Source organism: Novosphingobium sp. YAF33 (assembly GCF_052113265.1).
Taxonomy (GTDB): Bacteria; Pseudomonadota; Alphaproteobacteria; order Sphingomonadales; family Sphingomonadaceae; genus Novosphingobium.
The window spans coordinates 659,138-671,815 of record NZ_JBFRCW010000001.1 but is presented as its reverse complement, the minus strand read 5'-3'; the positions used below and the strand labels follow the sequence as shown (position 1 = coordinate 671,815).

The following is a 12,678-nucleotide window of genomic DNA, read 5'->3' as shown; positions in this document are numbered from 1 at the left end:
TTACTTCGTGTCCTTTCCGGTCCCGTCGCCCCGGGGGGTGTGACTGGCCGTTTGACTGGTCGTTTGACTGGCCGCTTGACTGGTGGTCTTGCCGGTCGTTTCGGAACTCTCGCCCGTGGCCGCCCCGGTGGTTTCGGGCGGCACGAACTGCGCCATCTGCTGCTCGATGATCCTGGCCAGGCCCAGCACGCCGCTTTGCGCGGTGACGTCGGCGAAGTGCTCGTCCTGCATCTGGTTGAAGGTGTCGAGCGCCTGCCCGCCCAGCAACTGTTCGCCGCCGAAGTGGGTCTTGCGGGCCTCGGCCAGCATCTGCCGCACGAAGACGGCCTCGAACTGCCTGGCGGTGACGGCCAGCTTCTCGCGGTCGGTGGCGCCGGGCTTGATGGCCATGCCGGGCAGGTTGCTGAGGATCGTGCTCATATCACTACCATTTCCGCTTTGAGGGCGCCGGCCTGCTTCAGGGCCTCCAGGATCGCCACGAGGTCCGATGGCGTGACGCCGAGCATGTTGAGGGCATCGACCACCCGCGAGAGCGAGGCGCCGCCCTTGAACAGCGCGACCGAGCGCTTTTCCTCGTCCGTGCTGATCGAGGAGTGCTGCTCCACTTCGGTCCGGCCCCGGCTGAAAGGCGCGGGCTGGACCACGCTGGGGTTTTCCTGGATGCGCACGGTCAGCTTGCCGTGGCTGATCGCCGCGGGTGAGAGGCGTACCGCCGAGTTGATGACCACGGTGCCGGTGCGGCTGTTGACGATGACGCGCGCCGGGGTTTCGGCCGGGTCCACGTCGATCATCTCGATCGCGGCCATCATCGAGGCGCGGGTATCCGGATCGGCCGGCAGGCGCAGCGCGACGGTGACGCCGTCTTCCACGGTCGCCGTGCCCGGAAGGCGACCGTTGATGGCGTCGCGCACGCGGGCGGCGGTCAGGAAGTCGGAAGTGAAGAGGTTCCAGCGCAGCGTGTCGCCGCTGTCGAAGCCGGTGGCGACCGCGCGTTCGACGCTGGCTCCCTCGGCGATGCGGCCCACCGTCGGGATGTTGATGGTGACGTTGGAGCCGTCGCGTGCCGAGACGCCCAGCCCGCCGACCGCCAGGTTGCCCTGCGCCATCGCATAGATCTGCCCGTCCGCCCCGTAGAGCGGGGTGAGGATCAGCGCCCCGCCGCGCAGGCTCTTGGCCTTGCCGATGGTCGAGACGGTCACGTCGATGCGCTGGCCCGGCTTGGAGAAGGCGGGCAGGTCCGCAGTGACCATGACGGCGGCGGCGTTCTTGAGCCCCGGCGAGATGCCCGGGGGCAGGGTCAGGCCCATGCGGCCGGAAACGCCCTTCATCGCCTGGGTCGTATACTCCAGATTGTCGTCGCCCGTGCCCGGCAGGCCCACGACGACGCCGTAGCCGGTCAGCTGGTTGCTGCGCACGCCCTGGAACTGGCCCAGATCGCGCACGCGCTCGGCATGGGCATGGATCGGCGCCAGGAACAGGATCAGTGCCCCCAGCGCTGCGGCGAGCAGCGTGGGCAGCCAGCGCGCGGCAGGTGAGGCCGGGGCCGAACGGGAGGCGGGCGGACGAGGCATCAGAACGGCGAGATCATGTTGAAGAACTGGCCGAGCCAGCCTTGGCGGCCGCTGCGCATGATCGCGCCCTTGCCGGTATATTCGATCCTGGCGTCGGCGACGCGGGTCGAGGCGACCTGGTTGTCCTCGTCGATGTCGGCAAGGCGCACGATGCCCGAGAACCGGACCCATTCGTCTCCCTGGCTGACGAGCATCTTCTTTTCTCCTCTTACGAGCGCGGTCCCGTTGGGGCGCAGTTCGGCAATGGTCACGGACAGGGTCGCGCTCAGGGAACTGGTCTGCGACGCGCTGCCCTGACCATTGAACGTCGAGGACGAGCTGGCATTAAGGGCATTGGGGTTGAGGAATGACAGCGGCCCCGATGCGGGCGGGGTGATCGATGCCCCACCGCCCTTCTGGCTCTTGGAGCCGGCGGTCTTGGCGGCGCTGGTCGATTCGACGAGCAGGATCGTCAGGGGATCGCCCACGCGCGCGGCGCGGGTGCCGCCGTAGAGCGGTGCGTAACCGGCGGAAACGCTGAAGATCCCGCCGGTCGCCGGCCCCGGCAGGGCAGCGGGCGGCGCGGGCAGGGTCGGCTCGAAGCCCGAGGGCTTCGGCGGCTTCTTCGCCAGCGCTGCCGGCGCGGCGAGAGCCATGAGCGCCGTTCCGGCCAGGAGGATCTTGCGGATCATGGCCGTCAGAGCGTCTGGTTCGCGTTGCGCAGCATCTCGTCGACGGCGGAGACCATCTTCGAATTGATCTCGTAGGCGCGCTGGGTCTCGATCATGTCGACCAGCTCCTCGACGATATTGACGTTCGAGCCTTCGAGCATGCCTTGCCGGATATGCCCGCGGCCTTCCTCACCCGCGATGCCGAGCTGGACCGGACCGCTGGCGGCGGTTTCCTTGAGGAAGTTATCCGAAGTGGCCTGGAGCGCGGTGGGGTTGGTGAAGCTGGCGATCGTGAGCTGGCCGAGCTGGCTGGGGTCCGACTGGCCGGGCACTTGCGCCGAAACGGTGCCGTCCTCCGAGACGGTGATGGTCGTCGCGCCTTCGGGTACCGTGATCGAGGGCTGCACGGGATAGCCCTGCGACGTCACCAGTTCGCCCTGCGGCGAGCGCGTGAAGTTGCCTGCGCGGGTATAGGCCAGCTCGCCGCCGGGCAGGGAAACCTGGAAGTAGCCGTCGCCGTCCAGCGCAAGGTCGAAGCTGTTGCCGGTGGCCTGGAGCGAGCCCTGCGTCTCCATCCGGGTGGTGGACTGCACGGCCACGCCGGTGCCGAGGTTGAGCCCGGTGGCGTACGTGGTCTCGCTGGAGGACTGGGCGCCGGCCACGCGCGCGTCTTGGTAGGCGAGCGTCGCGAAGTTGGCGCGGTCCTTCTTGAAGGCGGTGGTGCTGACGTTGGCCAGGTTGTTGGCGATCACGCGCATGCGCGTGTCCTGCGCCTCCAGCCCGGTACGGGCGACCTGCAAAGCGGAAGTGGGCATTGTCGGGGTTTCCTCAGCTATCGATGCGCATCAGGCGCACGCTGCCCTCGTCGAGCTGGCGGGCGGTCTCGACGAGCTTGGTTCGCATGTCGAAAAGGCGCTGGGCCGAGATCATCTCGGTCAGCACTTCCGACGGACTGACGTTCGATCCCTCCAGCGCGCCGGGGATCACTTGCGCATTCTCGTCGTCCGGCAGCACGCCGCCGGGCTGCGCGCCGGTTCCCATCACGCGGAACAGGCCGGTGAGATCCTTGGCGATCCGCGATCCGGTGGGATCGACCAGCTTGAGCCGGTCCACCCGCTGCGGCGGTTCGCCCGGCGCGGCGGGATCGGTGACGAGAATGCCGCCGTCCTGCGCGATGGTGACGGCAGCGCCCGGCGGCAGCGTGATCGGGCCGTTCTCGCCCAGCACCGGCCGGCCTTCTCCGTTCTGAAGCAGGCCCGTCACCGTCACCGACAAGTCGCCGCGCCGGGTATAGGCCTCCGCGCCATCGTCCGCCTGGACCGCCAGCATGGCATCGCCCTGCATGGCGACATCGAGCGGCTGGCCGGTGCGGGTCACCGTCCCGGCCTTCATCGAGGCGCCGCTCACTTCGGTGCCCGAAAGCGCGCGCACTTCGAGCTGCGGCCCTTCCAGCGTGTTCGGCGTGGCCTGCAGGATCTCGGCGCGGAAGCCGATGGTCTGGGAATTGGCCATGTTGCTGGCGATGACGCGCTCGCGGTTGAGCGAGGCGTTCATCCCCGAGACGGCGGTGTAGATCAGACGGTCCATGGCGGCTGCGATCAGGTCCGCAGGTTGATGATGGTCTGCGAGATCTGGGAGGCGGTATCCACGGCCTTGGCATTGGCCTGGAAATTGCGCTGGGCGGTGATCAGGCTGACCAGCTCCTCGGAAATATCGACGTTGGACCGTTCTATCGAACCCGAAAGCAGGCTGCCGTAGAGACCGGCGCCCGGCTGGCCGTACGTCGCGTCTCCCGAGCGGCCGGTGGCCGACCACGAGGCGTCGCCCAGCTGCTTGAGCCCGGTGGGGGCCATGAAGGAGGCGAGGGCGACCACGCCGACCACGCCGTTCGAGCCATCGGCATAAGTCGCGACGACCTGGCCCGTGCTTTCGATGGTGACGCCGGCGAATTCCGAACCGGCTGCGTTGGTCGGCGGGATCTGGGCCGACTGCGGCGTGGTGCCGGAGATCGTGCCGCCGGCATCGACCGGGAAGATCTGCAACCGCGCACCTTGCGCGTTATGGATGAAGCCGTCTCCATCCACCGCGAAGGATCCCGCGCGGGTATACTGGACCGCGCCCGAAACCGGCGAAGTGACGGTGAAGAACCCCTCGCCATTGATCGCCACGTCGAGCGCCGAGCCGGTCTGCTCCATCGCGCCCAGGCCGAAATCCTGCTTGATCGAGGCGACGCGCGCGCCGATCCCGGTGGTCAGCGAAGGGTCGGTCAGGATCGACGACGAGACGATGTCGGCGAAGGCGGTGTTGCTCTTCTTGAAGCCCGAGGTCTCGGCATTGGCGATATTGTTCGAGATGACGTTGAGGTCGGTCTGGGCGTTCTTGAGCCCGGTAAGCGAAGTGTAGAAGGACATCGTATTCTCCTGGAAAGGGGGATCAGGCGGCGTTCTGGCCGGTGCCTGTGGGGGTTTCGGTATCCGTGGTGCCTGCGGCGACGGTCCTGGCCGTGCCGCCGGTTCCCAGGGCCGCGATCGCCTCTTGCGTGGCGGTCTGCGCGCTCACGAGCGTGTCGAGCTTGGACGAGATGGTCTTGAGCGTGTCCGCCATCTCGGTCGTCCCGGCGAGCGACGAGAACTGCGCCATCTGCGCAAGCATCTGCGTCTGGTCGACCGGGCTGAAGGGGTCCTGCTGCTTCATCTGGGCCATCATCAGCTTCAGGAAATCGCCCTGATCGAGATCGCCCAGCGAGGTCTTGCCGCTGGCGCCGGTGGTCTTGTTGGCCGAAGTGGCGGCCGCGGTGTTGATAACGGTCATTTCAGCCTCATCGTATCGAGCATCAGCTGCTTCGCGGTGGAGAGGGCCTCGACCAGGTTCTGGTACTGGCGCGAGGCTTCGAGCATTTCGACCATCTCCGCGTTCTCATCGACGGGAGCGGTCCAGACATCGCCGTTGGCATCGGCCAGCGGATGATCGGGTTCATGCCGGCGCACGGCGGCGCCTTGTTCGCGCATCACCCCCTGGACCGAAACCGAGGCCAGGCCGCTGGCCTGGTCGAGGTCTTCGGCGAAGACGGTGCGGATCGGCTTGTAGGCCCCGTCCTCGCTGCCCGAGACGGAGCCTGCATTGGCCAAGTTGGAGGCCGCCGCGTTCATCCGTACGAGCTGCGCGGACATGCCGCGCTGGGCGAGGGTGAACATGGTCATCGGTTCGTGGGCGCCGGGCATCGTCACTCGCCCTTCAGGGCGCGGGTGACGGTATCGACCCGGCCGCGGATGAATTGCAGCGTGGCCGAATAGCCCACCGCGTTCTCGGAAAAGGCGAGCTGCTCGTTCTGCAGCTCCACCGTATTGCCATCGAGCGAAGGCATCACCGGCACGCGGTAGAGCATGGCGCCATTGGCGGCCTCTTCCACGCCGGTGCCATGCTCGCCGCCGTTCCGGGCAGCGTTGCGCAGGGCGGCGGTGAAGTCGATGTCGCGGGCCTTGTATCCGGGCGTCGCGGCATTGGCGATGTTCGAGGCGATCAGGCCCATGCGCTGCGAGCGTAGCTCCAGCGCCGCGGCGTGGATCCCGAACAGGTCTTGTGACATGGTGATCTGGCTCCGGCGAGTGGTTCGCCGCCTTCATCGCAAGGGGTGTGCCAATCGATGTAACCGGCGGATTTCTCTCGTTTCGAGCATCCGGGCCGCGCCCATCGCAGCCAGGCGGGCGGCAAATGCTTGCCGTTTGGGCGGCAAACCGGGTCCGGGGCTGAAACTTGCCGCCGGCTACCGTTCTCCGGGTGCAAAGGAGAAGCGCCCGTCATGCAGCCCGAACATCTACTGGACCCCGCCAGCGCGCTCATCGTGCTCGGCGGGACTTGTCTTGCCACTGTCCTGCGCTGCGGCAGCGGCGATTGCCTCACGGCCTTGACGGCGGTGGGTGCGTTGCTGCTCCACCGCCCCTTCGACCCGGAGCACGCCCGTGCGGAACTGGCCGTGCAAGTGCAGGAAATCCGGCAGGACGGCGTGATCCGCTCCCGCCCCGCGCCCACCGGCGATGCTGAATTCGACGAGGCCACCGCGTTGCTGATCGGCAGCCGCTCGCTCGGCGCGCTCCAGCTGGCCCATGCCGCGCACAAGCGCCGCCGCGTGGAGCGCAGCCAGTCCGCGGTCCGGACGTTCATCCAGGCAGGCGACCTCGCGCCGGTCTTCGGCCTTGCGGGAACGCTGGTCGCGCTCAACCAGCTGCCGCCGCTCGACCAGCCGGGCGGAGACTTTTCCGTGGCCATTTCCATGGCGGTGCTGACGACGCTTTACGGGTTGCTGCTGGGGAACCTGTTCTTCACGCCCCTGGCACGCGTGGTGGCGCGGCGCGCCGCCGATGAGGAGCGGGACCGGCAGACGGTGATCGACTGGCTGGAGGCGCAAGTGGCCGATGCCATGCCGCGCATGGAGCACCCCGTGCGCGAGACGTCGGGCGCCAGGTCTTGAGCGCGCGGGTTGCGGCAAGCTGGCAGACCTCGCTGGCGGACCTTTCGCTGATCCTGTTCATGATCGCGGCTGCGGCGCTCAGCCGTCAGGAGAACGACCGCCGGCAGGACATTGATCGCAGGCAGGCCATTGATCGCGGGCAGGACAGTGACCGCAGACAGGAACTGGTCAAGCCTGCCGACGCACCTGCTCCGGCCGCGCCGCTTGCCGTCTATCTGGCGACGCCCGATGCCCCGCCGCTGGGCGCGTGGCTGGCCCGGCAGGCGGCGGACCCTCGCCAGCGGCTGACCGTGACGACATTCTACGGCCCCACGCCCACCGCGCTTCCTGCCGCGCTGGCCGAAGCCGCGCGCCTTGCGCGGGCAGCGGGCGGCATGGGCCTGCGGGCAAGGGTGGTGGCGGAGCCGGGGCGGGGACCGGCGCGGGTGGCGCTCGCTTTCGACGATCCGGCCCTGCCCGAGCCGGTGGCACGGAGCTTGCTGGAAAGCAGGCCTGTATCTTCCGAAGGAATCTCCGCGCCATGAATCCGACCCCAGCGTTGTCCCGTCTCCTGTTGATGGCCGCCGCTGCCGTTGTCTGTGCCAGTGCCGCGGCGGATCCCGGTGCGGCGGGCGCCTTTGCCGATCTCGATGCGATCGACCGCCAGGTGGCCGCTTTCACCGGCGCTGCCGCGGGCGAGGAAGGCGGCGCGGCGACGCCGGTCGATCGGCGTCTGCGTCTCCAGCCATGCCGCTCGGTCGTCTCTCTGGCCTGGCGCACGGCCACGCAGGACAGCGTGGTGGTCCATTGCGGCGATGCCGGAGGCTGGCGTCTCTTCGTGCCGGTGCGCCGCGCCGGGCCGGTGGCTTCCGCTTCGTCGACCTGGGCGGTGCGGCGCGGGGATGCCGTGGCGATCTCGGTCGAGGGTGAGGGCTTCTCGGTCTCCCAGCCCGGAGAGGCACTGGAAGGCGGTGCGGTCGGCGCCTGGATACGGGTGCGCACCGCGGCGGTCGGCAAGGGTTTCGGCGGGGCGCGGGAGGAGGAGATGCGCGCCCTGATCGTGCGGCCTGGCCTCGTTTCCCTACCGCTGCCTTAACCGAACTGCCCGGCCTTTCAGCCGGGCTTTCGGTAAAATCCCGCCCGAGACCCTTAACGCTTTCCGGTCGGCGCCGTCCTTGAGGGAAAGGACATCGCAAGGAGCCAGACCATGCCCCCCATCGAAATGGGATCCACCAGCGCCCTGGGCGCCATCAACGCCCGGCTCGCGCGCGCCGTCGGCAAGCCGGAAAGCGCTGCGAATGCCGGGGTGACGAGCCTTTCGGCCTGGGCGGAGAGCCCGACCGTGGAAGCGTCTGCGGCGCTCGACCCCGGCACCGCCCCCGTCGATGCCGAGCGCGTCGCCATGATCCGCAAGGCGGTGGAGAACGGCACTTACCCGGTAATCCCCACCCAGATCGCCGATGCCATGATCGCGGCCGGCGTCCTGCTGCGGAGCCACGGCGAATGACCCCCCGGATGACAGCGGAAACGGTGCCGGGGTCGGGACCGGGAACGGGCGGCGCCGAAGAAGTCGACCTGCACGACAGCTTGCGGCAGATGCTTGCCGTTCTCGAAGCGGAGCGGCAAGCGCTTGCCGGGCTCGACCTCGACGCCATCGTCGGTACCACGCGCGACAAGGACCGGCTCTGCGCCGCGCTCGACGTGGCCGGCCAGATCGATCCGCTTGGCGATCTCGACGAGGAATGCCGGGGCATGCTGGAAACGGCACGGCGCCTCAACGAAGTGAACCGGCAGGTCCGCAACATCATCGCGGCCAATGTCGCGCGCCGTCTCAATACCTTGACCGGAGCGCCGCAGCTCTACCGCGCGGGGGGCAACTATGCGCTGGTCGCCCGCACCGGCGGCGGCCGGAGAGCCGAAAGCGCTGTCGGCCGGGTCTGAGCCGTCTGGCTGAGTGCTGCCCGCGTCTGTCCGGTCGGGGCGGATCGGAGCCATCTGGCACGGTGCTTGCTGAACATTCTTCCGAACCAACCGGATCGGGAGCATCAGTTTGAGCGAGGCACGGAGTACGGATATCGGCGCGGGCGTCAATGTCGGCGGCCAGGGTAATGGAGCAGGAGTGCGCGCTGCGATCGCGCGCGCCGCGCAGGCCACGGGCGTCGATTTCCAGTACCTCATGGCGCAGGCGCGGCTGGAATCGAGCCTCGATCCCGGCGCCCATGCCTCCACCTCCAGCGCGGCGGGGCTGTTTCAATTCACCAACGGCACCTGGCTGAACACGCTGGGCCGCCACGCGGCGGACCACGGCATGGCCTGGGTCCAGCAGGCGATCAGCGGCGGCGGTCTCTCCAACCCCGGCACGCGCGCCCAGATCATGGGCCTGCGCTACGATGCCGACGCTTCCGCGCTCATGGCGGCCGAACTGGCCAATGACAACAAGGCCGACCTGACGGCGCGGCTGGGCCGCGAGCCGGACTCCACCGAGCTTTACCTGGCGCACTTCCTCGGTTCGGCAGGGGCCGGGCAGTTTCTCAGCGCGCTTGCGGCCGATCCTTCGCAGAGCGCGGCGGCCATCCTGCCCAGTGCGGCGGCGGCGAACCGCGGGATCTTCTACCAGGGCGGCGCAGCCCGCAGCCTGGGCGGGGTGATGGACCTCATGCGCGGCAAGATGGCCGGCGCGATGGGTGGGGCATTGGAGAACCGGTACGATGCCGGGAGCACCGGCTGGCCGACTTCGCCGCAGCTCGCTTACGAAGCCGTGGCCGAGGACATGCCGATGGGCCCGATCGCCCGCGAATTTCGCGCGGCGGCAGCGGAAGCCCCTGCCGGGCATGGAGGCCGCGCCCCCGCCATCCCGCCATCCCCGCCGCGCACATCGATGGCCGATACGCTGCAAGGCATGTTCGGCGCGGCAGGCACCAGCGCGCCCGCTCATGTCCGCGCGGCCTATGCCCGGCTGGCGGGGCTGGGCCTATGAACCAGCTTCTGCGCCGCTTCGGCGATCTCGGCACGATGGCGCTGCCGGCGGGAATACTCACGCTCATCGTGCTGATGATCGTGCCGGTTCCGGCTTTCGTGCTCGACGTGTCCTTCGTGCTCAACATCGCGCTCTCGCTGGCGATCCTCATGGCGGCGATGAATGCGGAAAAGCCGCTCGACTTCTCGTCCTTCCCCTCGGTCCTGCTCTTCGCCACGCTGCTGCGCCTGGCGCTCAACGTCGCCTCGACCCGCGTGGTGCTGGTCCACGGCCACGAAGGCGAGGCCGCGGCGGGCGTGGTCATCGAATCCTTCGGCAAGTTCCTGATCGGCGGAAACTTCGCCGTCGGCATCTTCGTGTTCCTGATCCTGATGATCATCAACCTGGTGGTCGTGACCAAGGGCGCGGGACGCGTTTCGGAAGTGTCCGCGCGCTTCACGCTCGATGCGCTGCCGGGCAAGCAGATGGCGATCGATGCCGACCTCGCGGCCGGGCTGATGACCGCTGACGAAGCCAAGGCCCGGCGCCGCGAAGTGGCCACCGAGGCGGACTTCTACGGTTCGATGGATGGCTCCAGCAAGTTCGTGAAAGGCGATGCCATCGCCGCGTTGCTGATCCTGGGTGTCAATATCGTCGCGGGCTTCTGCCTCGGCATGATCAGCCACGGCCTGTCCGCCACCGAGGCCGCGCAGACCTACATCACCCTGGCCATCGGCGATGCGCTGGTGGCGCAAGTGCCCTCGCTGCTGCTGTCGATCGCCGCCGCCGTCATCGTCACCCGCGTCTCCGACAGCAGGGACCTGGCCGGGCAGATCGGCGGCCAGTTCGCCAATCCGCGCACATGGCTGCCGGTCGGCGTGGTGCTGGCGGCGATCGGCCTGATCCCCGCCATGCCGCAGACCGTCTTCCTCCCGGCGGCGGCGCTGGCCTTCTGGCTCTGGCACGCGCTGCGCAAGCGGCAGGCCATGCCCGAGCCGGTCCTCGAAGCCCCACCCATGGCGGACCCCTCGCGGATCGCCCTGGAGGACGTTTCCGACCATACCCTCGTCACTATCGAGCTGGGCTACGGGTTGGTCCAGCTGGTGGACGAACGCCGCGGCGCGCCGCTGGTCAGCCGTGTCACCGGCGTGCGCAAGCAGCTCAGCCAGTCGTTCGGCTTCATCGTCCCGCAGTTCCGCGTGCGCGATGCGCTGGACATGCCGCCGCACGACTATCGCATCGCCCTTGGCGGAGTGACGCTGGGCAGCGCCACGATCCGCGCCGACCGGGTGCTGGCCATCGACGCGGGCGAGGCGCGCGCCAACCATGGCCTGCGCGGAGAAGCGACGCGCGATCCCAGCTTCGGCTGCCCGGCGCTCTGGATCGACCCCGCCGCGCGCGACCATGCCACGGCCGAAGGCTTCCTGACCGTCGATGCCGGTACGGTGATCGCCACTCACCTCAACCAGCTCCTGTCCGAGCGGGCGCACGACCTGCTCGGCCCGGACGAGGTGAAGGCGCTGCTCGAAGGCATCAGGGCGCATTCGGCCGGGCTGGTCGAGACTATCCATCCCCAGCCGCTCTCGCTCGCCGCGATCACCCGGCTTCTGCGCGCGCTGCTGGAAGACGGCATCCCCATCGCCCATCCCCTGCCGATCCTCGCCAGCCTGAGCCGCGCGGTGCAGCAGACGGTCGATCACGAACGGCTGGTGGAACTGATGCGGGCCGATCTGGGGGCGCTGATCGTCGGCCGCGTCTGCCCGCCGCATGAGCGCCTGCCGGTAATCACGCTCGATGCCGGGCTGGAGGCGGCGATCGTTCAGGGCATGATCGATCCCGTCACCGGCCAGCCGGTGATCGAGCCGGACCTTGCCCGCATGATCGGCGAGCGGATCGCCATGCTCTGCGAGGAACGCGGGCCGGGCGAAGTGCCGCTGGCGCTGGTGGTCCAGCCCCGCGCCCGCCGTGCGCTCTCCGCGCTGCTGCGCCTGCGCGCGCCGACCTGCCTGGTGCTCTCCATCGCCGAACTGCCCCAGACCCAGCCCATAGAAGTGGTGGACGTGGTCGGCGCCGCCCAGCCCGAGCGCATGGTGCCCGGCCTCCCCCACCCCGATTCCCATCACGATCAAGCTGAAAGCATGGCCGCATGAAGCAGGACCAGACTTCCTTCCACAAGACATCCAGCCGTATCGCCGGGGCCTACCAGGGCGACGTTGGCGACCGCGTCCGCCGGTTTCTGCCGATGGTCCGCCGCCTTGCCTGGCATGTCCATGGCAGCGGGCACGGCGCCGGGCGGCCGGGCATCGAGCTGGAGGACCTGATACAGGCCGGCCTCGTGGCGCTCACCGAATGCGCGCAGAAGCATCAGGGACCGACCGAGGACGGCTTCGCGGCTTATGCCAAGATGCGGGTGCGGGGGGCCATGGTCGACCTGATCCGCCGCGCCGTGCCGATGTCGCGCGGGGCGAGCGAGCGGCGGCGCCAGCTTGCCGCCAAGGAAACCGAGCTGCGCGGCACGCTGGGCCGCGATCCCCGCCCGCACGAGCTGGCCGCGGCCATGGGTATCGACGAGGGCGACCTTGCCGTCCTGCGTGGATCCAGCCAACCGCTTCGCTTCGAGGCCATAGACGAAGTCTATTCGGACCAGAACATGGCTTTCGCCGACGAGCGGCCCGACAGTCACGCGCTCCTGGCCGACGAGGAACTGCGCGGCGCGGTGGTGGAAGCGCTCACCGACCTGCCGGACCGGCTGAAACTGGTGGTGCAGCTCTACTTCGTGGAGGAGCTGAACCTGGCCGAGATCGCGCAAGTGCTGCAAGTCTCGATCCCGCGCGTACACCAGCTGAAGGCGCAGGCGCTGGCGAAGCTGCGCGAAAGCCTGAAGGGTGTGGCAGATCTCGTGTGACGAGGCGCCGGATGCGCTGGTTCCGCTCCAGGCATGCTCTTTCCGTTCGTCGCCCGCGAGGAGGCGAAACTTCCCTCTGTTCGCCGCCCATGAGGAGGCGAACCTCCTTCCCTTCGTCATTGCGAGGAGGCGAAGCCGCCGAAGCAATC

At 68.7% G+C, this 12,678-nt stretch carries 17 protein-coding genes; 8 read left to right on the top strand and 9 right to left on the bottom strand.

What is annotated here, in order from left to right:
* From AB4Z00_RS03100 to flgB, 9 genes are read right to left on the bottom strand one after another with little or no spacing between them, the layout of a single operon-like run.
* Positions 1-420, bottom strand: a complete 420-nt coding sequence (locus AB4Z00_RS03100; protein WP_442044918.1) for a rod-binding protein — start codon at positions 418-420, stop codon at positions 1-3.
* Positions 417-1,571 (bottom strand): flagellar basal body P-ring protein FlgI, encoded by a 1,155-nt coding sequence (locus AB4Z00_RS03095; RefSeq protein ID WP_134093921.1) that lies wholly within the window; start codon positions 1,569-1,571, stop codon positions 417-419. Before AB4Z00_RS03095 ends, AB4Z00_RS03100 begins: the two co-directional genes overlap by 4 nt.
* Positions 1,571-2,242, bottom strand: a complete 672-nt coding sequence (locus AB4Z00_RS03090) for a flagellar basal body L-ring protein FlgH (protein ID WP_132268289.1) — start codon at positions 2,240-2,242, stop codon at positions 1,571-1,573. The genes AB4Z00_RS03095 and AB4Z00_RS03090 overlap by 1 nt, the downstream gene beginning before the upstream one ends.
* Positions 2,243-2,247: 5 nt before the next feature.
* Positions 2,248-3,036 (bottom strand): flagellar basal-body rod protein FlgG, encoded by a 789-nt coding sequence (gene flgG, locus AB4Z00_RS03085; RefSeq protein ID WP_132268291.1) that lies wholly within the window; start codon positions 3,034-3,036, stop codon positions 2,248-2,250.
* A gap of 13 nt (positions 3,037-3,049) precedes the next feature.
* The gene (locus AB4Z00_RS03080) at positions 3,050-3,808 is read right to left on the bottom strand and encodes a flagellar basal body rod protein FlgF (RefSeq protein ID WP_442044917.1); all 759 of its coding nucleotides are present in this window, start codon (positions 3,806-3,808) and stop codon (positions 3,050-3,052) included.
* 11 nt (positions 3,809-3,819) lie between these two features.
* Positions 3,820-4,632, bottom strand: coding sequence for a flagellar hook-basal body complex protein (locus AB4Z00_RS03075; RefSeq protein WP_134093924.1), 813 nt, complete (start codon positions 4,630-4,632; stop codon positions 3,820-3,822).
* Positions 4,633-4,654: 22 nt separating this feature from the next.
* Positions 4,655-5,032, bottom strand: coding sequence for a flagellar hook assembly protein FlgD (locus tag AB4Z00_RS03070; RefSeq protein WP_442044916.1), 378 nt, complete (start codon positions 5,030-5,032; stop codon positions 4,655-4,657).
* Positions 5,029-5,442 (bottom strand): flagellar basal body rod protein FlgC, encoded by a 414-nt coding sequence (gene flgC, locus AB4Z00_RS03065; protein WP_132268297.1) that lies wholly within the window; start codon positions 5,440-5,442, stop codon positions 5,029-5,031. The genes AB4Z00_RS03070 and flgC overlap by 4 nt, the downstream gene beginning before the upstream one ends.
* A gap of 2 nt (positions 5,443-5,444) precedes the next feature.
* On the bottom strand, positions 5,445-5,807 hold the full coding sequence (gene flgB / locus AB4Z00_RS03060; RefSeq protein ID WP_132268299.1) for a flagellar basal body rod protein FlgB: 363 nt from the start codon (positions 5,805-5,807) through the stop codon (positions 5,445-5,447).
* 213 nt (positions 5,808-6,020) lie between these two features.
* On the opposite strand from flgB, the gene AB4Z00_RS03055 reads away from it, so the two are divergent.
* From AB4Z00_RS03055 to AB4Z00_RS03020, 8 genes are all read left to right on the top strand, one after another.
* Positions 6,021-6,689: a MotA/TolQ/ExbB proton channel family protein gene (locus tag AB4Z00_RS03055; protein ID WP_132268301.1), complete on the top strand. Its 669-nt coding sequence runs from the start codon at positions 6,021-6,023 to the stop codon at positions 6,687-6,689.
* Positions 6,686-7,213 (top strand): hypothetical protein, encoded by a 528-nt coding sequence (locus tag AB4Z00_RS03050; RefSeq protein ID WP_442044915.1) that lies wholly within the window; start codon positions 6,686-6,688, stop codon positions 7,211-7,213. Before AB4Z00_RS03055 ends, AB4Z00_RS03050 begins: the two co-directional genes overlap by 4 nt.
* Complete coding sequence (locus tag AB4Z00_RS03045) at positions 7,210-7,764, top strand: flagella basal body P-ring formation protein FlgA (protein WP_442044914.1); 555 nt, start codon at positions 7,210-7,212, stop codon at positions 7,762-7,764. Before AB4Z00_RS03050 ends, AB4Z00_RS03045 begins: the two co-directional genes overlap by 4 nt.
* A gap of 111 nt (positions 7,765-7,875) precedes the next feature.
* The gene (locus tag AB4Z00_RS03040; RefSeq protein ID WP_132268304.1) at positions 7,876-8,175 is read left to right on the top strand and encodes a flagellar biosynthesis anti-sigma factor FlgM; all 300 of its coding nucleotides are present in this window, start codon (positions 7,876-7,878) and stop codon (positions 8,173-8,175) included.
* Positions 8,176-8,183: 8 nt separating this feature from the next.
* Entirely contained in the window at positions 8,184-8,609 is a 426-nt protein-coding gene (locus tag AB4Z00_RS03035; RefSeq protein ID WP_442044913.1) for a flagellar protein FlgN, read from the top strand.
* Positions 8,610-8,718: 109 nt separating this feature from the next.
* Positions 8,719-9,645, top strand: coding sequence for a lytic transglycosylase domain-containing protein (locus AB4Z00_RS03030; protein WP_442044912.1), 927 nt, complete (start codon positions 8,719-8,721; stop codon positions 9,643-9,645).
* Positions 9,642-11,774 carry a flagellar biosynthesis protein FlhA gene (locus tag AB4Z00_RS03025; RefSeq protein WP_442044911.1) on the top strand — a complete coding sequence of 711 codons (2,133 nt, stop codon included), beginning with the start codon at positions 9,642-9,644 and terminating at the stop codon, positions 11,772-11,774. The genes AB4Z00_RS03030 and AB4Z00_RS03025 overlap by 4 nt, the downstream gene beginning before the upstream one ends.
* Entirely contained in the window at positions 11,771-12,529 is a 759-nt protein-coding gene (locus AB4Z00_RS03020; protein WP_442044910.1) for a sigma-70 family RNA polymerase sigma factor, read from the top strand. The genes AB4Z00_RS03025 and AB4Z00_RS03020 overlap by 4 nt, the downstream gene beginning before the upstream one ends.
* Positions 12,530-12,678: the final 149 nt, after the last annotated feature.